Raw genomic sequence first — 26,429 nt, forward strand, 5'->3', positions numbered from 1 at the left:
CTCTCCGTCTCCGCGCCGCCCCGCGTCCCGGCTGGGCCGGCGCCGTCGCCCGGTCGCCGGCACCACCGGGCCGGCCCCGGTGGCCGAGGTCCGCTCCCTGGCCGTGCGCCGCGGCACGGTGCGGGCGCTGCGCCACGTCGACCTGACCGTCGCCCCCGGCGAGACGATCGCCCTCATGGGCCGCAACGGCGCCGGGAAGTCCACGCTGCTCACCTCCCTGGTGGGCCTGGTGGAGCCCGCCGCCGGGCAGGTCCGCGTCGGCGGCGCGCTCCCCCACCGCACCCCGCCCCGCGACCTGGTGCGCCGCGTCGGCCTGGTCCCGCAGGAGCCGCGCGACCTGCTGTACGCGGACACGGTGGCCGCCGAGTGCGCGGCCGCCGACCGGGACGCGCAGGCCGCGCCCGGCACCTGCCGCGCGCTGGTGACACGGCTGCTGCCCGGGGTCGCCGACACCGCCCACCCCCGGGATTTGTCCGAGGGCCAGCGGCTGGCGCTCGCGCTCGCGGTGGTGCTGACCGCCCGGCCGCCGCTGCTGCTCCTGGACGAGCCGACCCGCGGCCTGGACTACGGCGCGAAGACCCGGCTGGTCGCCGTGTTGCGCGAGCTGGCCGCCGCGGGGCACGCCCTCGTCCTCGCCACGCACGACGTGGAACTGGCGGCCGAGATCGCCCACCGGGTGGTCCTGCTGGCGGAGGGCGAGGTGATCGCCGACGGGCCCACGGCCGACGTGGTGGTCTCCTCCCCGTCCTACGCCCCGCAGGTCACCAAGATCCTCGCGCCGCAGCGGTGGCTCACGGTCACGCAGGTCCGCCGGGCCCTGGGCGAAGGGACCGGCCGTGAACAGCGGTGAGGCGACGGCCCCCGGCAAGAACGCCGACCGGCAGGCGCGGGCCGTGCGGCTCGGCCCCCGCTCGCTGGCCGCGCTCGTCCTGGTCGGCGCCGTCGGGGTGGTCGCCTTCACCTGGCCCTTCCTCGCCCCGCCCACCTCGCGGCTCAGCGCGCACGCGCAGGACGCGCCCTGGCTGTTCGCGGGTCTGCTGGTGCTGCTGGTCGCCGTGGTCGCGGCGACGATCGCCGAGTCGGGTCTGGGGCCGAAGGCGGTGGCGATGCTCGGGGTGCTGGCCGCGACGGGCGCCGCGCTGCGGCCCATCGGCGCCGGGACGGCGGGCCTGGAGCCCATGTTCTTCCTGATGGTGCTCAGCGGACGCGTCCTCGGCCCGGGCTTCGGGTACGTGCTCGGCTCGGTGACGATGTTCGCCTCCGCGCTGCTCACGGGCGGGGTGGGGCCGTGGCTGCCGTTCCAGATGCTGGCGATGGGCTGGTTCACCATGGGCGCGGGCCTGCTGCCGGGCCCCGACCGGCTGCGCGGCCGTACGGAGCTGGTGATGCTGGCCGGCTACGGCTTTCTCGCCGCCTTCGCCTACGGCACGGTCATGAACCTCGCCGGCTGGCCGTTCATGGGCACCCTCGCCTCCTCCGTCGCCTTCGACCCGCACGCGCCGATCCCCGCGAACCTGGCCCGGTTCGTGGCGTACTGCCTGGCCACCTCGCTCGGCTGGGACCTGGGCCGGGCCGTCGTGACGGTCGTGCTGACGCTGGTCGTCGGCCCGGCGATCCTGCGGGCGCTGCGCCGCGCCACCCGCCGGGCGGCGTTCGAGGCGCCCGTCACCTTCGACGCCGCGTCCGGGGACCCGGCCGTGACCGGTGCCGGCCGGACGGTGACGCCCCGGGGGGAGGCAAGGTGAGCGGCCGGGCCGCCGGCATCCCGGCCGCCGGCCCGGACGACCGGAACGGCCCGCCGAAGAGACCGGCGGGCCGTCACGCGGGATCGCGGTGAGGAAGCCCCGCTCGGGTGAGGACGCCTCACTCGATGGGGAAGGCGGAGACCACCGCGGGGACGCTCCTGCTCGTCGAGTCACCGGTCGGCACGCACACGTGCACCTGTGTCCCCGGAACCGCGAGTGCGAGCGGCAGGCGCGCCAGGGCAACGTTCGTCCGCAGTTTCGGGGCGTAGGAAGCGGACGTCACGAACCCCACGGGCTCCGCGTCCGGCGAAGGCGCCACCAGCCAGAAGTCGGACAGATAGTCCCCGATCGGGTCCCCTTCCATCCGCAACCCCACCATGGTGAGTCTGTAGGGATGGTCTCCGGCGGCGATGTCGGCCCGCATCCGTTCCAGGGCGTCCCGGCCGATGTAGTCCGACGCCTTGTCACGGGGGATGTGGGCCGCCAACCCGACCTGGAACGGGACCATCTCGTGGTCGACGTCCTGACCCCACGCGAGGATCCCGGACGAGATCCGGTGGGGCTGGAGAGGGCCGGTCACGGCCAGCCCGTACTTCTCTCCCGCCCGAAGGATCGCCTCCCACATGCGCTCGGCGTGAAGGGTCGAGTTCTTCAGGTAGACCTCGTATCCGGCCTCGCCGGAGAACCCGGTTCGCGAGACGAGTACCGGAAGCCCGTCGATCTCGGCCTCCGCCAGCCCGAACGGGCGCATCCCCAGGGCCACGTCACCGATGAGGTCGACCATCAACCCGTTCGCCTCCGCTCCCTGGATCTGGACAGGCGACACGTCGATCTCCTCGATCCGGACATCGAAGCCCTTGCCGACGTTCACCCCCTTCAGCCACAGCGACAGATCCGAGTCGGAAATACTGAACCAGTACTCCTCGGGGGAGATCTTCAGCAGCAGCGGATCGTTGATCATCCGGCCGCTGGAATCGCACAGGACCACGTACGCCGCCCGCATGGACGCCAGTCGCGTGACGTCCCTGGTGACGACGTAGTCGACGAACTCGGTGGCCTCGCGTCCCCGCACTCGGATCTGCCGCGCGGCCGCGATGTCCCACAACGTCACGCGCTGGGTCAGTGCCTCGTACTCGGCCGTGGTCCCGCCGTCCTCCTCCGGGACGTAGCCCCTGGGCAGGTACATCCGGTTGTAGACCTCTGCGCGCCAGCATCCCGCCTCGATCGCCAGGTGCCAATAGGGCGACTTGCGAGCGCGCGTCGATATCAGGAGCTTGACGTCCGCTCGACCCGTTTGACGCAGGTTGACAGGGACGGTCCGATCCGATTGATCGACCGATGAGAAGTTCGGATCCGCCCATGTGCTGGACTCGTTCGTCACACTGACCCCTCTCGTGGCTGCCCGACTCGGTGCCGGTCCGGCTCACGCGGCCTGGTGGCCGGCGCGTTCGTGATGGCGATCTTGACTTCCCCGCGGCTGTCGCCGCGATCTCCGGGTAGTCGAAGGAGGCGAGACCGGTGTAGCTGCCGGTGGGGGGATCCCTTCAGGGACGAGGGATCGATCCCCGCGCGCTCGATCGCCTCCCAGGTGACCTCCAGCAGCAGCCGCTGCTGCGGATCCATCGCGAGCGCCTCGCGCGGCGAGATGCCGAAGAACTCCGCGTCGAACTCGTCGGCCCGGTCCAGGAACCCGCCGCCCCGTACGTACAGCGTGCCCGGCCGAGCCGGATCGGGGTCGAACGACTCTTCGAGGTTCCAGCCGCGGTCCTTCGGTAACTCCGATATCGCCTCGCCGCCGGAGGACACCAGATCCCACAGGTCTTCGGGTGACCGCACGCCTCCGGGGAACCGGCACCCCATCCCCACGATCACGACCGGGTCGTCCTCCCGGGCCGGGGTCTGCCCGGAGGACTCCGCCTCCCCCGCCTGCCGCGACGCCCGGCGATCGCGCAGGTGCTCCGCCACAGCAGCGGGCGTGGGATGGTCGAAGACCAAGGTGGAGGGAAGCCGGAGACCGGTCGCCGCGTCGAGCCGGTCCCGCAGCTCGACCGCGGTCAGCGAGTCCAGGCCCAGTTCCTGGAAGGTGAGGCCGGGATCGATGTCGGCGGCGTCCTCAGCCAGCACCTCGGCCGTGTGAGCGCCCACCAGATCGAGCACGTCGTCCACGTGAAGAATTCCCCCCGTATGCATGTGGCCCGCTCAGCCCGTCCGGGCGCCCGCACCCTCAGGACGGTCCGCTTCAGGCTCGTTTACCGACCGGAGTCGCCATGACGACTCCGGGTTCCTCAAAGGCCGTTCGGCGCTCGACCAGTCCGAGCGCCACACCGGCGATGATGATCACACCGCCGAAGACCTGGGCGAGGTGGATCGTGTCACCGTTGATCACAACGGCACCGAGCACGCCGAACACCGGCACCAGGTTCAGGATGTTGACCGCGATGCTCGAGGTCATCCGGCGCAGGCCGTAGTTGTAGAGCAGAAAGCCGCCGACGGAGCACGCCACGGCCAGATAGGCGAGCAGCGCCGAGGCGGATGCGTCCGGCAGCCGCCAATCCCTGATCTCCAGGAGCGACGCGAGCAGGAAGCCGGCAGCGCCGGCCAGTGTCTGATAGTACGTCAGATTCACCGCGTCCTGCCCCTGGCCCGCGTACTTGCCCAGCACGTTGTATCCGGCCCAGACCAGCCCGCCGAGCAGCAGCAGGATGTCGCCGAACCAGCGGGCGCTGCCGCCGACTTCCGCACCGTTGCGTACCACCAGGAAGGCCCCGAGGGCGGCCAGCAGCACGCCCGTGACCCGGAGCAGGGGCATCCTGGTCCGGAAGGCCACCAGCTCCAGGAGCATGGTCATCAGCGGATAGGTGGCCACGATGAGAGAGGCGTCGGAGGCGGTGGACAGCTCCACGCCGATGTTCTCCAGCACGAAGTACGCCGTGATGCCGAGCAGGCCGCTCAGGTAGATCATGCGGCGCTGTCGGGCGTCCGGCCGCACGGTGGGTTTGCGACGGGCCCGCACCATGATCGCGAGGATGCCGGCGGCGAGCGTGAAACGAATCGCCCCGATGCTCAGCGGCCCCACGTCCGACAGCACTTGCTTGGTCACCGCGTACGAGCTGCTCCAGAACAGCGCCGCCGCCACGACCGCGCTGACTGCCCCTGGCCCCGCCTTGCGCCTCTCCATGCTCCAGATCCCCTCGTTCGACCGACATCCCCGAACTCCGCCTGGGCCACTCGGTAGAGAATCGACTCATGGGCGGAACTTCACCCAGGACAGTAGCAATACGTCCGGATACCTGGCATGCTGGCCGAATATAATTCGGATGCAGTGGAGTGTGACGGAACGTGGACGAACTTGATTCGGCGTTGCTGCGGCTTCTGCAGCAAGACGGTCGGCGCACCAACCGGGACCTGGCCGCGGAGCTGGGAATCGCACCCTCGACCTGTCTGGAGCGGGTCCGCTCCTTGCGTGAGCGCGGTGTCCTGCTCGGGTTCCACGCCGAGGTGGACCTCACCGCACTCGGCCGCGGCCTCCAGGCGATCATCGCGGTGCGCGTGCGGCCACCGACGCGTGCGGTCATCGAGCAGTTCCAGGCCTTCGTGGCGAGGATGCCCGAGGTGCTCTCGGTATTCGTACTGACGGGCACCGACGACTTCCTCCTCCACGTCGCTGTGCGCGACACCGACCATCTGCACGCGGTGGTCCTGGACAAGCTGACCAAGCGACCGGAACTCGCGGACGTGCGCACCTCGGTGGTCTACGGCCACCTGCGCAAGAACGTCATCGAGCCGGCTTGAGCGTCTCCAGGGTGGCGATCAGCAGGTCGTTCGCCTCCGGAGTGCCGACCGTGATCCGCAGTCCGGTGCCGGAGAAGTTCCGGACCAGCAGGCCGCGTTCCTCCAGTGCCGCGGCGACCGCGTCGGAGTCCTCGCCCAGCGGCATCCACAGGAAGTTCGTCTCGCTCTTCGGGGTGGTCCAGCCCTGCGCCCGCAGAGCCCCCCGGAGCCTTTCCCGCTCTGCCGTGATTCCGCTGACCTGTTCGAAGAGTTCGTCCTCCGCGTCCAGTGCGGCCAAAGCCGCCTGCTCCGCGATCCGGCCGACCCCGCACGGCACGGCGCACTTGCGCAGGGCATCGGCGATCTCGGGGTGGGCGACGCCGTAGCCCACCCGCAGGCCGGCGAGTCCATAGGCCTTCGAGAAGGTGCGCAGCACCACCAGGTTCGGCCGGTCGCGGTGCAGTTCCACGCCGTTCGGCGCGTCCGGAGCCTGGTAGAACTCGAAGTAGGCCTCGTCGAGCACCACCAGGACGTGCTCCGGCACCCGGTCCAGGAACTGCTTGAGTTCGGCCGTGCCCACCGCGGTGCCCGTGGGATTGTTGGGCTCGCACAGCAGCACCATGGAGGTCCGCGGCGTGATGGCCGCGGCCATCGCCTCCAGGTCGTGCGTGTCGTCGCTGAGCGGCACCTCGACCGGAACGGCACCGGCCATGCGCACGACGATCGGAAAAGCCTCGAAGGAGGGCCAGGCGTAGACCACCTCGTCGCCGGGCGAGAGCATGGCCTGGCCGATCTGCTGGTAGATGCCGACCGACCCGGGGCCGGTGACGACGTGCGAGAGCGGCACGTCCAGCTTGCCGGCCAGGGCGGCCGTCAGCTCTTCCGGGAAGATGCCGGGGTAGTGGTTGGTCCGCGCCGCGGCCCAGGAAATCCTCGCGAGGGCCGAGGGCAGCGGCGGGTACGGGTTCTCGTTGAGGAAGAGCCGGTGCGACTCACCCGTGGCAGGAGGTTGCGGCGGCTTGGGCACGTAGGCCGGTATGCCGTCGAGAACCGCGCGCGGCGAAGGCGAATGGGGACTCACTGGTGTCTTCTCCCTGCTGTTTCCCTGGCGTGTCGGTCAATCGAGCCGGAAGGTCCGGCCCAGCCCGCGTGCTGCCGCCTCCTGAGCGATGGCGAAGCCGGACATGACGTCCTGCACGCCCAGGCCCAGAGACTTGAAAACGGTGATCTCCGCAGGCTCACGGCGCCCGGGATGCTTCCCGAGCAGCACCTCACCCAGCTCCGCCTGAATGTGGTCGGGGCCGACCAGGCCCTCGGTCAGCGGCCCCAACAGGTCACCTGACTCGGCGCGGGCCGACTCCCGGCTGTCGACGAAGAAGGACGCCTTCGCCACCGCCTCGGAGGACAGTTCACGATGGTCGACGAAGGACGCTCCGACCGCGTTGAGGTGCACTCCGGGTGACAGGTCCGCGGCCTGGACGATGGGCTCTTTGGTCGCGGTCGTGGTGCACACCAGGTCGGCCCCGGCCAGTGCCTGCGCCGGCGTGGCGCAGGTCTCCACCTCGATCCCCAGATCAGCGGCCGCCCATGTGCGGAAGGACTCCGCGTTCTCGCCGGTACGGCTCCACACCCTGACTCGGCGCAACGGCCTGACCAGCCGCATGGCCTCCAGATGGCTGCGCGCCTGGACCCCCGAGCCGAGCAGGGCGAGGTCCCCGGCGTCCGGCCGTGCCAGCGCGTCGGTGGCCACGGCGGAGACGGCAGCCGTTCTCACGGCGGTGACCGCGCCGGCGTCCATCAGCGCCAGGGGAGCGCCGGTCTCCGGGTCGAAGACCATGACGACACCGATGTGCAGGTCCAGGCCGCGGGCCGGGTTCTCGGGCTTGAGCACCATGGCCTTCAGCCCGTACCCCGCCAGGTCGTCCCCGGCGACGAAGCCCGGCATCGTGCCCAGCAGGCCGGTGTCCTTCTCGGGGCGCAGGATGGTCCGCAACGGCAGTTCCACCTGGCCGCTGCTGTACCGCCGCATGGCTTCCGCCATCACCGGCAGCGCGCTTTCGACCGGGTAGACCTCATGCACCGTGGCGCGGTCGATCAGGAGCACGGGTGCACCTCTTTCTTCAGGAGTCCGCACACGCGAGGGTGAAGACCGACCAGAGCATGCGGATCGGTCGGGTGCGGGAGATGAATTCCAGCGAGTGGGCCTTGGCCGCCGGCATCGTGGTGAGCGCCAGGTCGGCCTCCCTGCGGCGGGCCTGGTCGGCTGCCGCGCTGGTGGAGGTGGCGTAGCGGATCTCCGCCACCGAGTACTCCTCCGGGAGCAGTTCCTCGACCAGCGGGACCGGCGCCGGGTGGGTGGCGATCCGGGCGGCCTTGGGGATGCGGTGCCCCTGCGAGACGGCGATGCCGTAGTGCGGGGTGTCGAAGAGGAAAGCGCCGGCGAACCGCAGCGACGGGTCCATGTAGAAGGCGTGCACCGACGCGTACGCGTTCGCGACCACGACGTGGCTGACAGCGCCCGCACGCAGTGCGTCGCCGGCCTCCTCGTAGGTGTCGTAGAGCCGGACGGCGGGCGGGCCGCCGCGGCCGTGGTCCGCCCAGAGATACAGCGCCGCCTGCTCACTGCTGGTCCCGGCGGGGCCGAGGGTGCCGATGGTCTCGACCGACGGGCCCGCCGACAGTGCGGTGTCTATCCAGCCTGTTGCCTGGTTCATGGTGTTCCCCCTGGGAAGGTCGACGATCAGGACGATCGATCGGTGGCGGGGCCGACGGCCTGGAGCCAGTGGCGGTATCGCGGATCCCTGCCGCGGACCACGTCGTGGTACGTGGACATCAACGTTTTGGTGAGCGGGCCGGGAACGCCCTCTCCGACGGGTCGGCCGGCGATCTCCGTCACCGGGACGATCTCCACTCCCGTGCCGGTGAGGAACACTTCGTCGGCGTTGCACAGTTCGTCACGGCCGAGGTCCTGCAGGACCGTCTCCACGCCGAGCACGTCGGTCGCCAGGGTGACCACGGTGTCCCTCGTGATGCCCTCGAGCAGATCGGCGGTGACCGGAGGTGTGACCAGCCGGCCGCGGACGACGGCGAACACGTTGGACGTGCTGGCCTCCGCCACCTGGCCGCGGCTGTTGAGCAGGATCGCGTCGTCGTATCCGGCGGCCCGCGCCTCGTCCACGGCGAGCGCGTTGTTGACGTAGCCGCCGGTGACCTTCGCACGGACCGGGAGCACCACCGACTCCGGCCTGCGCCAGGAGCTGATGGCGACGCGGATCCCGCCCCGGTCGGTGTACGAGCCCATCCGGAACGCGTTGATCGTCAAGGCGTCCGAGACACCCGTGAGCTGGACGCCGGGCGGTGATCCGGGCAGCAGCGCCCTCTTGTACGCCAGCGGACGGATGTACATGTCCGACATCGCGCCGATGCGCCGCATCAGTTCGGCCGTCAGCTCGCACAACCGCGGCACGTCGTGGCCCACTTCGATGCGCAGGGTCCGGGAACTGCGCAGCAAACGCCGGTAGTGGTCGTGGCCGCGGAAGACGGCCAGGCCGCCGTCCTCCTGAACGTAGGCGCGGATGCCCTCGAAGACACCTGTGCCGTACTGGAGTGCCTGGGTGGTGACGGGCACCTGGGCCTCGGCCAGGGGCACGAACTCCCCGTCGTGGTAGGCCAGCGCCGCGATGGCGGGTGTGGCCCGATCGGCGGTGGCCGTCGCGGGGCTGGTCACTGAGCCCTCCCGCCGGCCACGGCGAGGGCGGCGGCACGCTCGTCGTCCGGTGCGGAGCGACGCCGGTCCTCGACCCGGGCAGCCTTCCAGCTGACCATCGCACCGGTCGTGGTGACGCTGCCGAGCGCGCCGTACTCGAACCGGACCGGGACCTCCAGCCGCTCGCGGACGGACCGGGCGACGGCGGCCTCGTCGATGCGCACCGCTTCGTCGGTGGGGGGCAGTTCGAGCCGCAGGGTCAGCTCGTCCCGGCCGTCCACGGCGTCGATGACGATCTGGTAGTCGAGGTAGCCGCGCGGGTGGGTCAGCAGCAGTTCCTCGAGGTCGTATCCGCTGATCCGATGACCGCCGATCTCCAGGATGTCGCGGGTCCTGCCCAGCACCTCCAGGGTGGGCGCCGGCAGGGTGCGGTCCGCGCTGCCGGGACGGAGGCGGACGAAGTCACCCGTGCGGTAGCGCACCAGGGGCTTGCTGCCGCGGTACAGCGCGGTGATGACGAGTTCACCGGTGCGCACGCCGTCGGGCCCCGGCTCGACCGCGACCGCGGTCTCCGGGTCGATCACCTCGTAGAAGTTGAGCAGCGGGGACGTGTACAGAGCGCCGTCGGCGCCGGCCGCGCCCATCACCGACGCCTCCTGCGAGGCGTAGAGCGCGTTGTACACCTTGGCGCCCCACACCTCCCCGATGTTCTCCAGGAGGCTCGGGGAGGCCAGCTCTCCCGTGCACATGAGGACGTCGAGGCGGAAGTCGCGTCGCGGGTGGAGACCGGCCGCGTACGCCTTCTTCGCCAGGGACAACGCCATCCCCGGGGTGCTGAAGAGGCCGGTGGCCGGCAGGACGCGCAGAGTCTCCAGCGCACGCTCGTATCCGACCATCGGCGAGTGGGGCCACATCTTGGCGACGGCGTGCCCCAGATTGCGGCACACGTCGCCGAAGGTGTCACCGAAGGCATGCAGTTCGGTCGGCCCCGAGACGCCGATCACCTGCTCGTCCCCGAACTGCCGGAAGACCGTGTCGTAGTAGACGGTCAGCGCCGTGTTGTTGTGCAGCGAGTCGATGTTGTCCCGCGGGCACGGCGTGCTCCGGCCGGTGGTACCGGTGGTCTCGTAGAAGATCCACGCCTTGGACATCGGAAGCGAGAGCACGTTCTCGAATTCGCGACGCAGGTCGTCCTTCGTCGTGAACGGTATGGAAGCCAGCTGCTCGGAATCCAGCGAGGTGATGGCGTCGGCATCCACCGACGCCAGATGCCTGCGGTAGAAGGGCGACTTGCTCTTCACATACGACACCGTGGAGCGGAATTCCTGAAGTTGGTACTCGGCCAGGGTCGCGTCGTCCCAGGTTCCCGCGGCGTACTCCTGGTGACGGTCACGTATCTCTCGCGCGATCTTGGCGAGTTCTTCGTTGAAAACGGTGAACATGTGGTCCCTCCTGTCAGTCGCGTCAGCGGTACAACGGCAGGCTGCCGGTGAGCTTGTTCACCGCGCTCTTCCCACCGCAGACAGCGACCCCGATATAGGGAAGTTCGGCGGTTCCTTGCTCAGCGGTCCGGCTGGTGTACTCGCCGTAGCTTCGCGACGACTGCGCCACCGAAGTGAAGTCGACGACGAAGACATCAGGCATGCCGGCGGCCCTCACGACGATGTCCCGCAGGTCTGACGCTTCGCCTTTCAGAATGGGCAGTGGAATGGCCGTGATGCCGGTGTGCTTGTGGCCGTCGGCATCCTTGACCGAGTCACCGATGATTCCGTCCACGAACCGCCCGACCGACATGGACAGCGCCGCGACCGTATTCATCGCAAGACCCACAGCCAGGTCCTTGTCGACAACAAAAGCACACTTCTCGTATTTTGCACTCACCACTGCCCCTTGCGCCGGCCTTGACGGCATTTCTCTTTCTGTTGTGCCCGTGACTACTCTTCGAGATCCGCGATGACCCAGTCGCTGATCTCGCGCCAGAGTCGAATGGCTTCCTGGTGGAACGGGTGCACCAGGTAGCGCTCCAGCGCCTCTTCGTCGTCCATGAGACCGATCACCGCAAAGTCGTGCGCAATCGGTCGGGTGGATATGTTGCGGCCGAAGGTCCATTCATGGAGTTCCGGCACTTCGTCGCCCACCTTGGCAGCGACGCGCTCCGCTTCCTGAGCCCTGGGGTCGTCCCAGGAAACCCCGTCCTTGAACTTGAAGAGCACGATGTGACGGATCATGTCTGTCCTTCGTGGATCGGTATGCGTGCGGGTACGGGGGTGAGCGCCTCGCCACGCGCGAAGGCGCGTGCGGCGAATTCGTGGATCGCGGCCATTTGCCGTTCGCCGAGCGAGTAGTCGAGAGCCTGGTAGTAGTCGAGGAGTACGGGCACGTCCACGGCGCCGTTCCGGCTTTCTCGTGACTCACGAGCCGCCGCGATCGCCACCTCCATGGGGTGCGACCGGGCCCGTCCGACCGCGTCCGTGAGCGCCTCCTGCACCTCGTCCACCAGGTCCGGCCGGGCCTGCGCGAACTCACGGCGCACCGCCCAGACCGCGTAGACCATGGGCAGGTTCGTCCAGCTCCGCCACATCGCGCCGGTGTCGTGGACGGTGAGGCCGCTCGGCACATCCGCCCCCAGGCGCAGCGCGTCGTCACCGATGACGACGGCGGCCTGAGCCGTGCTCAGCATCGCGTCCACGTCCTGGCCCAGGGTGCGGTATCGAGGGCGTACGCCGACCGCGTCCTCCAGCAGCATTCTGGCCAGCAACGCGGTACTGCGACTGGCTTCGGAGAGGGCGACCACACGTCCGCCCAGCCCTTCGAGCGGGCCGCGGGAGACAATATGGCACGAGCGGACCGGACCGTCGCTGCCGATCGCCAGTCCGGGCAGCAGACATAAGTCGTCCGCGTGCTGCAGATATCTGGCAAGGCTGATCGGGCTGATGTCCAAATTTCCCGACAGAAGCTCCGTCGCGAGTTGTTCAGGTGGCGCGGAGACCAGGTCGACGTCGGACAGGGCTCCGCTGTCGCCCAGGCCCCAGCGGATCGGAGCGCAGTTCAGGAAGGAGATGTTTCCGACACGCGGTACAAGGGACTCGGAGGTCTTCACGAGTTTCCCCTTGGCGTGCCACCCGCCTCGGTCGCGGACTCGGGGAGCCGGCCACGACAAAAACTCAGGACATTGAGGGCGAGAGTGGCTCCTTGCGACCCCAACGCCGCCACGTAACGATCAATGATGATCTTTTCACGAGAGAGTACGGTTCGCGTCCCGCCTTCACTCGTGCGCTGTTGCTGAATCTGATGAGAAATAGCCCTTCGGCGCCGCATGATGTCGATGATCTGAAGATCTAAGGAGTCGATCTCCTTGCGGGCCTCGTCGATTTCGATACCTGCCACGGCCACGGCGTTCTCGTGCGGTTCCACGTCAACCTTCCCCATGCAGCGCAGACAATGCGAGCGGGAGGGACAATCCCGCGACGTGGTCAAGCATATAGACGCCTTCCCCTCGGCGATCAATCATTCTCGGAAATGGTCTCAGATGATGAGACCCGGAGGTGTTCGCTCAATCATGGGGGTGAAGCAATGCTGTCCTACGGGTGAACTGCAGACCCGTGGAAGCGCTTCTGGCCCCCTGCCGGTGTGAGGTGAATTACTCGCTCGAATGAGAGTCGCAGCGACTGCGTCGCGCCGAACCCTGCGCTCATCGACGCCTTCGTCGAGGATGCCTCTTCGAGGCCGGCAGGCGACTCAGGTTGTCCAGGATCCCACGGGGCAATGCACCGAAGTCGTGTCTACGGGCATGCCGACTTGGACGGCCGGCCGACTGTGCGGCAGCTCGCTCGCAAGCTCCTTGGTGAACAATCCGATGGCATCACGCGTCATGAGTCGGTCCGACCGATGACGCGCACGTTGTCATCTCGTTGCTCACCTCCCCCGCTGAGATCATCTGAACCCTGACACAGCTGATGGGCACTCACAATGCCGTGTCCGCATAGAGAGATGGCGAATTCTGATCGCTGAGTTACCCCAACTTGTTTGAATTTTGAGCGAGTTGCTGGTCGAAGCCGGACGCTCGGGGGCCGTCAGGTCGAGTCGGGTCGCCGGCCCGCGGACCCGCCGGGGCAGCCATGGCCCACGGACAGCACCGGTAGTTCTCCCCGCTGCGCTCCGACGCCGGACGGGTGCGGACCGCGGCGGTGGCGGCAGGGCCGGCGGGGTACTGAAGAGACTCCCGCGGGGCCGGTGCTCACCTTCCGGCCGGGCGCCTTCGCCGGCTTCGTGACCTGGGCCTTGGTCGTGGACCGAGCCCGTTGTCAGTGGCCGGGTCTAGTGTGGGCGGCAGATGGCACCGATAGGGACAACGGGGGGAATCATGCCCACGCTTCAGGACCGGCCGAACACCGCGCTGCTCGTCGTGGACGTGCAGAACGACGTCGTGCGCGGCGCCCACGCGCGGGACGCGGTCGTGGCGAACATCGCCGCTCTGGTGGAGCGGGCCCGGCGACAGGACGTGCCCGTCGTATGGGTCCAGCACGCGGACGAGGAGCTGGTGGAGAACAGCGACGGGTGGCGGATCGTGCCCGAGCTGGCGCCACGGGAGGGCGAACCGCTCGTCCACAAGCACTACGGCGACTCCTTCGAGGACACCACGCTGGAATCGGTGCTGTCCTCGCTCAAGGTCGGCCGGCTCGTCGTGACCGGCGCGGAGAGCGACGCCTGTGTGCGCTCCACCCTGCACGGCGCGTTCGTCCGGGGCTACGACACGATCCTGGTCGGTGACGCCCACACCGCGGGCGACAAGACGCGCTGGGGAGCCCCGCCGGTGGACCAGGTCATCGCCCACACCAACCTCTACTGGAGTTTCCAGAAGGCACCCGGCCGCACGGCGGGGACGGTGGCGGCCGAGGACGTCGACTTCGGCGCTTCCACGGCCGGATGACGCCTGGTCATACCTCGCGCCAGCGCGCGTTGCACCAGGAGAAGACGCCGAACGCGGCCAAGCCCAGCGCGATCAGGGCGAGCAGCCACGGACCGGCCGGCAGATCACGGAACGCACGCAGCGTGTCGTCCATGCCCTTGGCCTTGCCGGGCCGGTGCTGGACGGCCGCGACCAGGGCGAACACCCCGGCGACGGCGAACACGGCCCCGCGGGCCGTGCCGCCCGCCACGCCGAGGACGTCGGTGACCTGCCTGGCCCGGGGGGACATGGCCCCGGTGCGCAGGTGCCGGCGGACCGTCTCCCGCGCGGCCCGGACCGCGATCCACAGCCCGGTGATCACCACGGCGGCTCCCGCGGCCCCCACGAGCCACGGTCCGGCCGGCCAGGTCAGCACCGCCGCGGTCACGTCATGGGTCCGCCGGTCGGAGGAGCCGCTGCCGCTGCCCTTGTCGCCCGCGGCATAGGCGAGGACGGAGAAGGACACGAACGCGTAGAAGACGCAGCGGGCGGCCGCCGCTGCCCGCTTCGAGGGCTTGGTGCCGTCCGGCCCCGCCCCGCCGACCACGGCCTCCGACAGCCGCCACAGCGCCATACCCGCGAGGGCGGCGCCCGCCGCCCACGGCAGCGCCGCCCCGACCGGCTTGTCGGCCAGCCCGCCGAGCGCACCGCCACGGTCGGCCTGCCGGCCGCCGCCGTCCCCGCCCCACGCGATCCGCAGGGCGATCACGCCCACCAGCAGATAGATCAGCCCGCGGGCGGCGAAACCCGCCCGGGCCGCGACCGCCATCGCCGTGCTGTCGGCGGCCCGGCGTGCCTGCCCCCGGCCACGCACTGTCATCGATGCCGTATCCATAGGTCACCGATGCCCTCGGACCCGGGAGCGACACCCGCTCACCGGCGCGGCGGGGGAAGCCCGCGTGAACGGCCGGGGGCAGGGGGCCGCCCCGGCCTCTGCCGTCACTCCCGGCCCGACGTCACCGCCGCCAGCAGTCCCGCCGCGACGGCGGAGATCAGCAGGGGCGTGCCCAGGTCGCGGTGGACCACCAGCCAGGCGCCGAGCGCGGCACCGGCCAGCATGGCGACCACCGAGGCGGCGCGGCGCGGGGAGCGCCGGCCCGAGCCGCCGCCGGCCCGGGAGTCGGCGGCCAGGCCGGTCAGGGTGCGGGTCAGGACGGTGGTCGTCAGGTCGGGCACCTCGAGTTTGATGACCGTGGCGTTGCGCAGGCCCATCGCCAGCGCGGTCAGCGCGATCAGGGTGTACGTCGTCCCGGCGGCGCCCGGCGCGGCGAAGGCCACCACCGCCGACGCCCCGACGAGCACCGCTTCGACGGCCAGGGTGACCCGGGCCCAGCGGCGGCGGGAGCGGGTCCCGAAGCGGTGTGCGACCCGGCCACCGGTCAGGGCGCCCACCAGGAAGCAGGCCAGGGAGGTGGCGGTGTGGGGGACGGAGAAGCCGGGCGCCCCGGCGGCGGCGAAGCCGAGGACGACGACGTTGCCGGTCATGTTCGCGGTGAAGACGTGCCCGAGGCCGAGGTAGCTGACCGCGTCGATGATCCCGCTGACCACCGTCAGCCCCAGCAGGGCGGGCACCAGACGCAGCCCGCGCGCCTCGGGATCCTCCTTCGCCGGTGTGTCGTCGCGCTCTGTCATGGCACCAGGGAAACAGAACCGGCCGCCCGCGCCGGCCGACACGGCGAAGGCGGCGGGGAGCCCGCCCGGCGCTCAGCGCGCGCAGTGGCCGGCGCGGGCGTACACGGTCACCTGGGCTCCGTGGACGCGGGTGCGTTCGCAGAGGACGAAGTGGCGTCGCAGCACCTCGCGTTTGACCTTCTCGCGGGGGAACGGGTCGAGGGGCTGGCCGGGCGGGTCGGACAGGGCGATGACGCGGTCCGCGGCCAGCAGGCGGCGCCGGATGGTCCCGGGCGGCAGTTCGGTGCCCTGCAGGGTGCCCGAGGCGGACGGGGAGCGGTCGAGGGCCAGGTCGTCCAGGCGGCCGTAGAGGGCGGGCCGGGACAGCAGCCATTCGCGGCGGCGGGCGGGCAGGAACAGCACGGCGTCGCCGGGGCGGGCGGCGTGCCGGACCGCGCGGGCGACGGCGACGACGTCGTCCTTGCGGCTCTCCGGGGAGCGGACGGCGAGCGACCAGGGAACCAGGACGGCCATCGCCGCCGCGAGCGCCAGACCGGCCACCAGAGCCCGAGCACCTGCGGTGAGCCGGGCGCACCGTGTGATCGCCCGGTCCAGGGCAAGGCCCGCCAGCAGCGCGGCCCCGGTCATGCCGTAGATCACGTACCGGTCGACGTACCAGGGTTTGACCAGGGACACCGTCATCAGCACGCCGGCCGGGGCCACCGCCAGCCACAGGCCGAGCCAGACCAGGGTGCGGCGGTCCGCCTGGGCGTGAGCCGTGCCGGGGGCGGCGAGCAGCCACCGGGCCGGCAGCGCGCAGGCCCCCGCCACGGCCGCGTACTGGAGCCACAGGGCGGGGCCCGGGCGGCCCAGCCAGCCCAGTTGCTGGTCCGCCTGGCGTGCGCTCACCACGACCAGGGGCAGCAGGGCCGCCAGGACGACGGCCGCCGCCCGGGCCCACCCCCGCCACACCGGGCGCGGCACCCGCAGCCGCCACAGGGTCAGGGCGTGGGCGGCGAGCGCCAGGACGGCGAACTCGTGCAGCCAGCAGGCCAGGGTGAGGAGGGCCGCGTATCCGGCCCATCCCCGCGCGCGCCTCGCGCCGGCCGCCTGTCCCGCCCGCTCCCGCGCGCGCGTCGCGCCGACGGTGCGCACGAAGACGTACGTGGCCCAGGTGACGGCCGCGGTGACCAGCGCGTAGGAGCGGCCCTCCTGCGCGTACTGCTGGGTCACCGGCAGCAGGACGTAAGCGGCGCCGGCCAGGACGCCGCACCGGTTCCCGGCCAGGCGGGCGCCGATCGTGCCGACGCCGGCCGCCGCCACGGCCGTCCCCAGCACCGAGGGCAGGCGCAGGGCCGGCAGGCCGCCGTCCCAGACGGCGAAGACGCCGTGCAGCAGCAGGTAGTACAGACCGTGCACGGCGTCGATGTGGCCCAGCAGGTGCCAGGTGTCGGCCAGGGTGCGATGGGCCACCTGGTAGGTGACCGACTCGTCGCGCCACATGCTGCCCTGCCGGTCGATGCCCCACCATCCGACGGCCAGGGCGAGGGCGGCGGGCGCCGCCGCCGGGACGGCCGCGGCCGCTCTCCCCCGCCGAGTGCTCTCCCCCCTCGGCGCCATGTCAGCTCACGGCCGGTTCGGGTCTGGGTTCCCTGGGCTCCTTCGTCGTGCGGGGTGCGGCCGAGGCGCGGGGGCCCGACAGCAGGTAGGTCAGGGCGAAACCGGCGCCGACCACGGTGGCGCCGCCCACCGCGTCCAGGACCCAGTGGTTGGCGGTGCCGACGATGGCGCTGACGGTGAACAGGGGGTGCAGCAGGCCGAGGACCTTCATCCACCACTTCGGCGCCAGCACGGCGATCACCAGGCCGCACCACAGGGACCAGCCGAAGTGCAGGGAGGGCATCGCCGCGTACTGGTTGGTGACGGCCGTCATCGCGCCGTAGTCCGGCTTGGCGAAGTCCTGCACGCCGTGCACGGTGTCGATGAAGCCGAAGCCCGGCATCAGCCGGGGCGGGGCCAGCGGGTAGAGCCAGAAGCCGAGCAGGCCGAGGAGCGTGGCGAAGCCCAGGGCGGTGCGGGCCCAGCGGTAGTCCACGGGCCGCCGGACGTAGAGGACGCCGAGGATCGTCAGCGGCACGATGAAGTGGAAGGTCTCGTAGTAGAAGCTGAGGAAGTGGTTCAGCCAGGGCAGGCCGACCACGGTGTGGTTGAACCAGTGCTCGATGTCGATGTGCAGGGCGTGCTCGACGGAGTGGATCTGGTGGCCGTGCCGTTCGGCGGTGGCGCGGTCGCCGCGGGCCACCAGCCGCACCTGCGAGTAGGCGGCGTAGGTGACGCGGATGAGCAGCAGTTCCAGCAGCAGGTTGGGGCGGGTGAGCACACGGCGCAGGAACGGCACCAGCGGGACGCGCCGCCAGCGGGCCGGGACGGGGGCGGCGTACTCGGTGGGGACGGGCGTGCGGTAGTGCTCCGCCGTGCGGGACAGGAAGGGGACGGCGGTCGCGGCGGCCAGCGCGGCCACCAGGACCAGGTCGTCGCGCAGCGGGTTGAGGGCCGCCATGTTCGGCAGCATCATCTTCGGCGGCAGGGTCATGACGAGCACGACGGCGACCGGCCAGACGTGGCGGTCGGAGGCGCGGCGGCCGACCCGGCCGACGACGGCGAGCAGGACCCACAGCAGCTGGTGCTGCCAGGCGGGGGGGGCGGCGGCGATCGCGGCACAGCCGGTGACGGCCACCGCGAGGAGCAGCTGGCCGTCGCGGGCGTAGCGCACGGCCCGGCGCACGCCGAGCACGGCGACGGCGGCGCCGAGGGCGAGGTAGAGGGCGATCTCCAGCGGGCCGGTCAGGCCCAGGCGCAGCAGGGCGCCGTGCGGGGACTGGTTGGCGAGGGCGTCGGCCGGTCCGCCGAGGCCGGCGCCCGCCATGTGGTGGACCCAGTAGGTGACGGAGTCGTGCGGCATCGCCGCCCAGGCGAGCGCGGTGCACGCCAGGAACGTCACGCCGCTGGAGGCGGCGGCCCGGCGCCGGTCGGTGCACCACAGCAGCGGCGCGAAGAGCAGCATCGTGGGCTGCAGGGCGGCGGCCAGGCCGATCAGGGCGCCGCCGGCGCGCTGCCCGCGCACGACGAAGCAGCCCAGCAGGACGAGCAGCACCGGCAGGATGCTGCTCTGCCCGAGCCAGAGCGCGTTGCGCACCGGCAGCGACAGCATGAGCAGGCTGATCGCGACGGGCGCGGCCAGCAGCGAGGTGCGGCGGCCGACGGGCTGGGGCAGGGCGCGGGCGGCGATCAGGCCGAGGGCGGCCACCAGCAGCAGCGTGCCGAAGGTCCATCCCCAGCCGAGGGCGTTCTCGGCGGCCTTGGTCAGGGGCTTGAGGACGAGGCCGCCGAAGGGGGTGCCGGTGAACCGGGTGGAGTCGTACAGGGAGCCCTTGACGTGCAGGACGCCGCTGGGCCCCACCCACGTCTCCAGGTCGGTCAGCCGCTCGGCGCGCGGGGTGGTGAGGACGACGGCCACCTGGCGTATCGCGAGGACCGCCGCGATCAGCCACAGGCCCAGGCGGGCCGCGTACAGGCGGGCCCTGACCGGGTCGTCGGCCGTCGCCCCCGAGGGGGCCGTCGCGGTCGTCGCGGCCGCCGCCGTCGTCGCTGAGAACGCTCCCGCCGGTTGCCGGCTGTGTTCCGCATTCGCCACGCCTCGTCGGCCTCCCGCCCCGTCCTACGACCCGTTCCGGACCGTTTCGTCCCTGACTTCCCTGCCGGCCCCGCGGAGATTTCCGCGGGGTCCGCGCCTCCCTGGTGAGGGACGCGGACGGCCCCGACGTCACCTGTCGTCCGCTCGCCTTTTGTCCGGATGACGATAGTGCGCGGCCGGAGCGGTTGCGGTCTCGGGGCGCGACAAGGATCACAGCGCGGTTCTGTGGAAGGTGATCGAGAACGGGCATACGTCCCTGCGTATCCCGCATTTAGCTGCGCTGAGCATTCAGTTGTACACACCACGTAAGGGGCACAACCGGCCGTATGGTCGTTTTTCGGCCAGCCCTGTGCCGGTCCGGTTCGGCCCGCTCGTCAGCGCCGTCGCGTGGGTCGCGTCCCTGTCCCCGACGAGAGGTAGGCGAGCGAAGCCTTGTCGGCCGCCACAGTCACCGCTCCCCGTTCCGTGTCCTCCGTGTCCCTCACCAAGTCACCGCCCACCGTCACCGACCCCGCACTCGTGCGGCGCGCCGTGAAGGCCGCCGCCCTGGGCAACGCGATGGAGTGGTTCGACTTCGGTGTCTACAGCTACATCGCGGTGACCCTGGGCAAGGTCTTCTTCCCCTCCGGCAACCCCACGGCACAGCTGCTGTCGACCTTCGGCGCCTTCGCCGCGGCCTTCCTGGTCCGGCCGCTGGGCGGCATGGTCTTCGGCCCGCTCGGCGACCGCATCGGCCGCCAGAAGGTGCTGGCCGTCACCATGATCATGATGGCCGTCGGCACCTTCGCGATCGGCCTGATCCCGTCGTACGCGACGATCGGCGTGGGCGCCCCGATCCTGCTGCTGGCCGCCCGGCTGGTGCAGGGCTTCTCCACCGGCGGCGAGTACGCCGGCGCGTCCACCTTCATCGCCGAGTACGCCCCGGACAAGCGCCGCGGCTTCCTCGGCAGCTGGCTGGAGTTCGGCACGCTGGCCGGCTACATCGGCGGCGCCGGCCTGGTCACGCTGATGACGGCGCTGCTGTCCTCGCACGACCTGACGTCCTGGGGCTGGCGGATCCCGTTCCTGATCGCCGGGCCGATGGGCATCATCGGCCTGTACCTGCGAATGCGCCTGGAGGAGACCCCGGCGTTCGCCGCCGAGGTGGAGAAGGCCGAGTCCTGCCGCCCGAAGGTGCCGCTGCGCGAGATGGTCACGAGCCAGTGGAAGGCGCTGCTGCTGTGCATGGGCCTGGTGCTGGTCTTCAACGTCACCGACTACATGCTGCTGTCGTACATGCCGAGCTACCTCACCAGTGAGCTGAAGTACGACGAGACGCACGGCCTGCTGGTCGTGCTGGCCGTGATGGCCCTGATGATGATCGTGCAGCCGTTCGCCGGCGCGCTGACCGACCGCGTCGGCCGCCGCCCGGTGATCGCCGCCGGCTGCGTGGGCTTCCTGTTCCTGTCGATCCCGGCGCTGCTGCTGATCCGGCAGGGCAGCCTGCTGGCGGTGGGCCTGGGCATGGCCGCGCTGGGCCTGCTGCTGGTGTGCTTCACGGCCGCGATGCCGGCCGCGCTGCCCGCCCTGTTCCCCACCCGGGTGCGCTACGGCTCGTTGTCCATCGGCTTCAACGTCTCCGTCTCGCTCTTCGGCGGCACCACTCCGCTGGTGGTCACGGCGCTGATCGGGGCGACCGGCAACATGATGATGCCCGCCTACTACATGATGGCCGCCTCGCTGATCGGCGGTGCGGCGGTGTGGTTCATGACCGAGTCGGCGGGACGCCCGCTGCCGGGGTCGGCGCCGGCCGTGGAGTCGTAGACACACGCGACGCACGGTGAGAAGGCGGCGGGAGAGGTCTCCCGCCGCCTTCTCGCCGTCCGGCATGCTCACCGTCCGGCGTGCTCACGTCCCGGCATGCTCGCCTCTCCCACGATCGGCTGAAATGCTCTGACAACGGCACCCGCGCCTGGCTATATTCGTTAGCACAGCTAGTTAGCTCCTCTAACTAGACATACGAAAGGCTGGGTGCATGAGCGACTCGCAGCTCTGGGACGACGTGGACGCCTACTTCACCGCCCTGCTCTCCCCGGAGGACGAAGCACTGCAGGCCGCACGGCGCGACAGCGACACCGAGGGCCTGCCGCGGATCAACGTCACGCCGAACCAGGGCAAGCTGCTGCAGCTCCTCGCCCGGCTCCAGGGCGCCCGCACCGTCCTGGAGATCGGCACGCTCGGCGGCTACAGCACCATCTGGCTGGCCCGCGCGCTGCCCGCCGACGGCCGCCTGATCACCCTGGAGTACGACGCCCACCACGCCGACGTGGCCCGCCGCAACCTCGCGCACGCCGGACTGGACCGGATCGCCGAGGTGCGCGTCGGCCCGGCCCTGGAGTCGCTGCCCAAGCTCGCCGACGAGAACCCGCCGCCCTTCGACCTGGTCTTCATCGACGCCGACAAGAGCAACAACCACCACTACGTGGAGTGGGCGCTGCGGCTGACCCGCGCCGGCAGCCTGATCGTCCTGGACAACGTGGTGCGCGGCGGCCGGGTGACCGACCCGGACAGCGCCGACCCCAGTGTGCGGGGCACCCGCGCCGCGCTCGAACTCATCGCCGGGCATCCACGGCTGGAGGGCACGGCGATCCAGACGGTCGGCGCCAAGGGCCACGACGGCTTCGCCCTGGCCCGGGTGGTGTCCTGAGGGCGGCCGGAGCCCCGGGTCACACCTCGTGGTAGAAGCCGACGCTGATACTGCGCGGGCCGGTGCGGTCCTGGACGACGATCTCCCCGGAGCCGCCCCGCGGCAGCGGGACGGTCCCGCCGTAGGCGAGCGGCCGGTCCTCACCGGCCATGGTCAGACGGACCTCGCAGGACGGCTCGGGCTGTGAGCCGCGCAGCCAGGTGACCTGCCAGCCGCCGTCCGGCCCGCAGACGAACTCCAGGTGCGCCCGGGAGACGAACAGCCAGTCCTCGGGCGTCACCAGGCGGCACACCGCCGGGTCCCGGCCCACCCGCAGCACGGCGCCCGGGGCGCTGGGCGCGTCGGCCATCAGCATGCCGGCCGTCGCGCCCTCCTCCGTCCCCGAGACGGCGGCCATCGTCAGTTCGAGCACATGCGCTCCTGTGGGTCGGGGCGCCCGGGCCGCCTGTCCCGCTGCTCGCTCGGCTGCGCGCGCCAATGCCGGTGCCGGAGCGCCCGATTGGCGCGCCGCGGCGGCATGATAAATCGCCCGGCCGGGGGACGTCCGGCACAATGGCCTCATGACCGAGCGAAAACCACCCGGTGTTCCGTTCGAGTCCTGGGTCGAGAAGGAGATCCGTGACGCTCAGGGGCGGGGCGAGTTCGACCGGCTGCCGGGCGCGGGCAAACCGCTGCCGGACGACATGACGTACGACGAGCTGTGGTGGGTCAAGCGGAAGATGGCCCGCGAGGGCCTGTCCGTGCTGCCGCCCACGCTCGCGCTGCGCAAGGAGGCCGAGGACGCGCTCGCGGCGGCGTACGCCGCCCCCTCGGAGCAGACCGTGCGCAGGATCATCGGCGAGATCAACACCAAGATCCTCGACATGATGCTCAAGCCGCCGCCCGGTCCCCCGCTCGGTCTGAAGCGCTACGACGTCGAAGAGGTCGTCCACGAGTGGCGCGAGCGCCGCGCCCGCCGCGAGCGACGGACGGCGGCCGAGTAGATGACCCCCGTACTCGGCACACCCTCCACCCCCTCTCCCGCCTCCGCACCCTGGACCGTCGCCCCGGAGCCGTACGACTCCCCCGCGGCCGCCGCGCTGTGGCGGGCGTACTACACGGAGGTCAGCGACCGCTGGTACCTGCTGCGCGAGGGCCGCCGCACCGACCCCGCCGAGCTGGAACGCGGCATCGCGGACACCACGGGCGCCGAACTCGCTCCCCCCACCGGGCAGTTGCTGCTCGCCCGGTACGACGGCCGACCGGCCGGCACGGCCGGAGTGCGGCTGCTGGACGCGGCGACCGCCGAGCTGACCCGCGTCTTCCTCCACGAGGAGGTGCGCGGCAAGGGCGGAGCCGCCCTGCTGGTGGGCGCCGCCGAGGACGCGGCGCGCGCGCTGGGCGCCCGGCGGATGATCCTGGACACCCGCGGCGACCTGGTCGAGGCCCGCGCCCTGTACGCGCGGCTGGGCTACCGCGAGACCGGGCCGCACAACGACGACCGGTACGCCGAGCACTGGTTCATGAAGACCCTGGGCTGACGTGCCCGCGGTCCGGGGGCCGCGCGCTGGTCCGGGGGGTGGTGCCCTGGACAGGCCCGTGCTCTCGTCAGGCCCGTGCCCTCGTCAGGCGCGCGTCCCGGTCAGGGCCGCCTCCCGTCAGGGGCCGTCCCCCGGTCAGGCTCGCGCGCCGGTTCAGGCCGCCGCTCGCCGGTCAGGCGGCCCCGGCCGGGGCCGCCCCCTCACGCGCGTGCCCGTGTGGCCGGTCGCCGGTCCTGGGGGTGTTCCGCGTCCGAGCCGCACAGTTCGCCGGTCAGCTCCTCGACCAGTTGGACCAGGTCGGTGGGCCGGTCGGGGCCCCACCAGTCGCCGAGCAGTTCGGCCAGCGACTCCTGCCGGGCCCGCGCCAGGCGCCCGGCCACCTCGCGGCCCTGCTCGGTCAGCACCAGGTCCAGTCCGCGGCGCTCGGCCAGATGCCGCTCCTCCACCTGCCGGGCGGCCTCCAGGATGACGGTCAGCGGCACGGGCACCCGCTCGGCCAGCAGGGCCGGCTCCACCCAGCCGTACTTCTTGATCCGCAGGATCAGCCAGCTCGCCGCGGGCAGCAGGTCGTAGCCGGCCCGCTGGGTGATCGTCCGGTAGACCTCGCGCCGGCCCTCGCGGGTGCCCAGCACGGACAGCGCGCGGCACACCTCGTCGTACGACGACCGCTCGACCGGGTTGGTGGCGAGCGTCTGGGTGCCGTCGGGAGCGGTGACCGAGCCGCGCAGCCGGTCCTCCTTCAGGAACCAGGACAGCAGGAAGGCGAGCAGGGCGACGGGAGCGGCGTAGAGGAAGACGTCGGTGATGGCGGAGGCGTAGGAGTGCAGCGCGGCCGGGCGCAGCGCGGGCGGCAGGGCGGCGATGCCGCGCGGGTCGGACCGCAGGGTGCCGGCGGAGACCCCGGGCGGCAGGGCGGCGCCCCGGAACGCGGCGGCCAGCAGCTCGTTCAGGCGGCTCGCGAAGAGGGTGCCGAAGATGGCGACGCCGAAGGAGGCGCCGATGGAGCGGAAGAAGGTCGCGCCGGAGGTGGCCACGCCCAGGTCCTCGTAGCTGACGGCGTTCTGCACGATGAGCACCAGGACCTGCATGACCAGGCCGAGGCCGAGGCCGAAGACGAAGAAGCAGCCGCTCATCTCGGCGGTGGAGCTGTGCTCGTCGAGCCGGTGCAGCAGGAGCAGCCCCAGGGTGGTCACGGCGGTGCCGACGACGGGGAACACCTTCCAGCGGCCGGTACGGCTGACGATCTGTCCGGAGCCGGTGGACGCCAGCAGCATGCCGAACACCATCGGCAGCATGTGCACACCGGACAGCGTCGGCGAGATGCCGTGCACCACTTGCAGGAACGTCGGCAGGTAGGTCATCGCGCCGAACATGGCGAAGCCGACGACGAAGCTGATGACGGCGGACAGCGTGAAGGTGCGGATGCGGAACAGCTTCAGCGGCAGCACCGGCTCGGCGGCCCGCCCTTCCACGGCCACGAACGCCACCGCCAGGGCCACGCCCGCCGCCGCCAGCCCGATGATCTGCGGCGAGCCCCAGGCCCAGGTGGTGCCGCCCAGCGAGGCGACCAGGACCAGGCAGGTGGCGACCGAGGCGATCAGCAGGGTGCCCAGGTAGTCGATGACGTGGCGCTGGGCCTTGCGCGGGATGTGCAGGGCGGCGGCGATCACGGCGAGCGCGACGACACCGACGGGCAGGTTGACGTAGAACACCCAGCGCCAGCTCAGGTGTTGGGTGAACAGCCCGCCCAGCAGCGGCCCGAGCACGCTGGTCGCGCCGAACACCGCGCCGAACAGGCCCTGGTACCGGCCGCGTTCACGCGGCGGGACGACGTCCCCCACGATCGCCATGGACAGCACCATCAGCCCGCCGCCGCCCAGCCCCTGCAGCGCCCGGAACGCGATCAGCTCGGGCATGTTCTGCGCCATCCCGCACAGTGCCGAGCCGATCAGGAAGATCACGATCGCGGTCTGGAAGAGCTTCTTGCGGCCGTACTGGTCACCGAGCTTGCCCCACAGCGGGGTCGCGGCGGTCGAGGCCAGCAGATAGGCCGTCACCACCCAGGACAGGTGCTCCAGGCCGCCCAGGTCGCTGACGATGGTGGGCAGCGCGGTCGAGACGATCGTCTGGTCGAGCGCGGCCAGCAGCATGCCGAGGAGCAGCGCGCCGATCGAGACCAGGACGTTGCCGGGCACGTGCTCCCGCTCCGCCGGCGCCTCGCCGCGCGGGACCTCGGCCGCGCCGAGGGGGGTCTCCGGCCCCTGCGGCGAGCCGGATATGGACGGTGTCCGGGCGTCGTCCGGCACGTCGCCGCCGCCCGCCGCGCCCGCCGTGCCTGTCGTCCCGGCCCTGCCGTGCCCGTGCCCATCCCCGGCCATCGAGACCTCCCGGCGCTCAAGTCACATCGTCCACCGTCCTCAGTGTGACCTGTTATGACCAGTTGAGTCCTCTTTGTATGCGGCCATTCCGGGGGCTTCGAGGAGAGGGAGTGGAGGTGATCTGCATAATCCTTGGAAGTCGGACAGGAGGGGGACCGACGCATGGAAGAGCCGAAGGGGCACGTCTGCCCGGAGTGCGGGGCACCCCGGGGCGCGGACAACTCCCCGTCGTGCGCCTGCGCGCAGCGCCTCGCCGACGCCCTGCGTGACACCCGCGCCGCGGAGGCGGCCGCGGCCGAGGACTTCGATCCGCTGCGGATACGGCCGTACGTGGATTGCGGGGGCCGTCGGGGGCAGGGAGATGAGCGGG

The 26,429-nt window shown here is 71.3% G+C and carries 25 protein-coding genes and 2 pseudogenes; 9 read left to right on the forward strand and 18 right to left on the reverse strand.

Translation table 11 applies throughout. From position 1 onward, the window contains the following. Positions 1-850, forward strand: an 850-nt coding sequence (locus GV126_RS11355) for an ATP-binding cassette domain-containing protein (RefSeq protein WP_236569956.1), incomplete at its 5' end; no start/stop codon positions are given. Beyond that, on the forward strand, positions 837-1,745 hold the full coding sequence (locus tag GV126_RS11360; protein ID WP_236569957.1) for an ECF transporter S component: 909 nt from the start codon (positions 837-839) through the stop codon (positions 1,743-1,745). The genes GV126_RS11355 and GV126_RS11360, both read left to right, overlap by 14 nt. A gap of 118 nt (positions 1,746-1,863) precedes the next feature. Here the strand turns inward: GV126_RS11360 and GV126_RS11365 are convergent, their stop codons facing one another. From GV126_RS11365 to GV126_RS11375, 3 genes and pseudogenes are all read right to left on the reverse strand, one after another. After that, complete coding sequence (locus GV126_RS11365) at positions 1,864-3,126, reverse strand: glycine cleavage T C-terminal barrel domain-containing protein (protein ID WP_473976926.1); 1,263 nt, start codon at positions 3,124-3,126, stop codon at positions 1,864-1,866. A 155-nt stretch (positions 3,127-3,281) separates the two neighbouring features. Next, positions 3,282-3,902: pseudogene (locus GV126_RS11370) on the reverse strand (acyl carrier protein); the annotation flags it as partial. 82 nt (positions 3,903-3,984) lie between these two features. Continuing rightward, entirely contained in the window at positions 3,985-4,923 is a 939-nt protein-coding gene (locus GV126_RS11375; RefSeq protein WP_159665017.1) for a DMT family transporter, read from the reverse strand. 161 nt (positions 4,924-5,084) lie between these two features. Here GV126_RS11375 and GV126_RS11380 point away from each other — a divergent pair, with 161 nt between their 5' ends. Beyond that, positions 5,085-5,537 (forward strand): Lrp/AsnC family transcriptional regulator, encoded by a 453-nt coding sequence (locus tag GV126_RS11380; RefSeq protein ID WP_159665020.1) that lies wholly within the window; start codon positions 5,085-5,087, stop codon positions 5,535-5,537. Here GV126_RS11380 and GV126_RS11385 read toward each other — a convergent pair. Genes GV126_RS11385 through GV126_RS11425 form a run of 9 tightly spaced genes read right to left on the reverse strand, consistent with a single transcriptional unit; the run spans position 5,521 to position 12,636 of the window. Further along, positions 5,521-6,597, reverse strand: coding sequence for a histidinol-phosphate transaminase (locus GV126_RS11385; RefSeq protein WP_159665023.1), 1,077 nt, complete (start codon positions 6,595-6,597; stop codon positions 5,521-5,523). The genes GV126_RS11380 and GV126_RS11385 overlap by 17 nt on opposite strands. A 36-nt stretch (positions 6,598-6,633) precedes the next feature. After that, positions 6,634-7,620: an ornithine cyclodeaminase family protein gene (locus GV126_RS11390; RefSeq protein WP_159665026.1), complete on the reverse strand. Its 987-nt coding sequence runs from the start codon at positions 7,618-7,620 to the stop codon at positions 6,634-6,636. A 16-nt stretch (positions 7,621-7,636) separates the two neighbouring features. Further along, positions 7,637-8,230: a prephenate dehydratase domain-containing protein gene (locus GV126_RS11395; RefSeq protein ID WP_159665029.1), complete on the reverse strand. Its 594-nt coding sequence runs from the start codon at positions 8,228-8,230 to the stop codon at positions 7,637-7,639. Positions 8,231-8,256: 26 nt separating this feature from the next. After that, positions 8,257-9,243, reverse strand: a complete 987-nt coding sequence (locus tag GV126_RS11400) for a branched-chain amino acid transaminase (protein WP_159665032.1) — start codon at positions 9,241-9,243, stop codon at positions 8,257-8,259. Further along, a complete protein-coding gene (locus GV126_RS11405; RefSeq protein WP_159665035.1) occupies positions 9,240-10,664 on the reverse strand; it encodes a phenylacetate--CoA ligase family protein in 1,425 nt (474 codons plus the stop codon). The genes GV126_RS11400 and GV126_RS11405 overlap by 4 nt, the downstream gene beginning before the upstream one ends. 22 nt (positions 10,665-10,686) lie before the next feature. Then, positions 10,687-11,103, reverse strand: a complete 417-nt coding sequence (locus tag GV126_RS11410; RefSeq protein WP_159665038.1) for a DUF2000 domain-containing protein — start codon at positions 11,101-11,103, stop codon at positions 10,687-10,689. Between the two features lie 53 nt (positions 11,104-11,156). Further along, positions 11,157-11,450 carry a Dabb family protein gene (locus GV126_RS11415; RefSeq protein WP_159665041.1) on the reverse strand — a complete coding sequence of 98 codons (294 nt, stop codon included), beginning with the start codon at positions 11,448-11,450 and terminating at the stop codon, positions 11,157-11,159. Beyond that, positions 11,447-12,322: a menaquinone biosynthetic enzyme MqnA/MqnD family protein gene (locus GV126_RS11420; RefSeq protein WP_159665044.1), complete on the reverse strand. Its 876-nt coding sequence runs from the start codon at positions 12,320-12,322 to the stop codon at positions 11,447-11,449. Before GV126_RS11420 ends, GV126_RS11415 begins: the two co-directional genes overlap by 4 nt. After that, the gene (locus tag GV126_RS11425) at positions 12,319-12,636 is read right to left on the reverse strand and encodes a chorismate mutase (protein WP_236569959.1); all 318 of its coding nucleotides are present in this window, start codon (positions 12,634-12,636) and stop codon (positions 12,319-12,321) included. Before GV126_RS11425 ends, GV126_RS11420 begins: the two co-directional genes overlap by 4 nt. Before the next feature lie 949 nt (positions 12,637-13,585). Here GV126_RS11425 and GV126_RS11430 point away from each other — a divergent pair. Beyond that, on the forward strand, positions 13,586-14,152 hold the full coding sequence (locus tag GV126_RS11430) for an isochorismatase family protein (RefSeq protein WP_159665050.1): 567 nt from the start codon (positions 13,586-13,588) through the stop codon (positions 14,150-14,152). Positions 14,153-14,159: 7 nt separating this feature from the next. Here GV126_RS11430 and GV126_RS11435 read toward each other — a convergent pair whose 3' ends face one another. The 4 genes from GV126_RS11435 to GV126_RS11450 all read right to left on the reverse strand — a co-directional run bounded on the left by GV126_RS11435 (position 14,160) and on the right by GV126_RS11450 (position 19,475). Beyond that, positions 14,160-14,990 carry a DUF1206 domain-containing protein gene (locus GV126_RS11435; RefSeq protein ID WP_236569960.1) on the reverse strand — a complete coding sequence of 277 codons (831 nt, stop codon included), beginning with the start codon at positions 14,988-14,990 and terminating at the stop codon, positions 14,160-14,162. Positions 14,991-15,109: 119 nt separating this feature from the next. Beyond that, a complete protein-coding gene (locus tag GV126_RS11440; RefSeq protein ID WP_159665053.1) occupies positions 15,110-15,802 on the reverse strand; it encodes a YoaK family protein in 693 nt (230 codons plus the stop codon). 72 nt (positions 15,803-15,874) lie between these two features. Then, positions 15,875-17,401, reverse strand: a complete 1,527-nt coding sequence (locus tag GV126_RS11445; protein WP_159665056.1) for a hypothetical protein — start codon at positions 17,399-17,401, stop codon at positions 15,875-15,877. Between the two features lies 1 nt (position 17,402). Continuing rightward, positions 17,403-19,475, reverse strand: a complete 2,073-nt coding sequence (locus GV126_RS11450; RefSeq protein ID WP_159665059.1) for a bifunctional glycosyltransferase 87/phosphatase PAP2 family protein — start codon at positions 19,473-19,475, stop codon at positions 17,403-17,405. 432 nt (positions 19,476-19,907) lie between these two features. Here GV126_RS11450 and proP point away from each other — a divergent pair, with 432 nt between their 5' ends. Together proP and GV126_RS11460 are read left to right on the forward strand one after the other, a co-directional pair. Next, a complete protein-coding gene (gene proP / locus GV126_RS11455) occupies positions 19,908-21,278 on the forward strand; it encodes a glycine betaine/L-proline transporter ProP (RefSeq protein WP_159665062.1) in 1,371 nt (456 codons plus the stop codon). Positions 21,279-21,489: 211 nt separating this feature from the next. Next, positions 21,490-22,161 (forward strand): O-methyltransferase, encoded by a 672-nt coding sequence (locus tag GV126_RS11460; RefSeq protein ID WP_159665065.1) that lies wholly within the window; start codon positions 21,490-21,492, stop codon positions 22,159-22,161. A 19-nt stretch (positions 22,162-22,180) separates the two neighbouring features. Here GV126_RS11460 and GV126_RS11465 read toward each other — a convergent pair whose 3' ends face one another. Continuing rightward, on the reverse strand, positions 22,181-22,573 hold the full coding sequence (locus GV126_RS11465) for an FHA domain-containing protein (protein ID WP_159665068.1): 393 nt from the start codon (positions 22,571-22,573) through the stop codon (positions 22,181-22,183). Positions 22,574-22,721: 148 nt separating this feature from the next. Between GV126_RS11465 and GV126_RS11470 the strand changes: the two genes are divergently transcribed. Both GV126_RS11470 and GV126_RS11475 read left to right on the forward strand, forming a co-directional pair. After that, a complete protein-coding gene (locus GV126_RS11470; protein WP_159665071.1) occupies positions 22,722-23,144 on the forward strand; it encodes a DnaJ family domain-containing protein in 423 nt (140 codons plus the stop codon). Continuing rightward, on the forward strand, positions 23,145-23,681 hold the full coding sequence (locus GV126_RS11475) for a GNAT family N-acetyltransferase (RefSeq protein ID WP_159665074.1): 537 nt from the start codon (positions 23,145-23,147) through the stop codon (positions 23,679-23,681). A 200-nt stretch (positions 23,682-23,881) separates the two neighbouring features. Here the strand turns inward: GV126_RS11475 and GV126_RS11480 are convergent, their stop codons facing one another. Beyond that, positions 23,882-26,059, reverse strand: coding sequence for an MDR family MFS transporter (locus GV126_RS11480; protein ID WP_159665077.1), 2,178 nt, complete (start codon positions 26,057-26,059; stop codon positions 23,882-23,884). Positions 26,060-26,221: 162 nt separating this feature from the next. Between GV126_RS11480 and GV126_RS36365 the strand changes: the two are divergent. Further along, positions 26,222-26,429 (forward strand): annotated as a pseudogene (locus GV126_RS36365) (peptidoglycan-binding domain-containing protein); the annotation flags it as partial.

The sequence above is a fragment of the Streptomyces mexicanus genome (assembly GCF_902506575.1).
Lineage (GTDB): Bacteria > Actinomycetota > Actinomycetes > Streptomycetales > Streptomycetaceae > Streptomyces > Streptomyces mexicanus.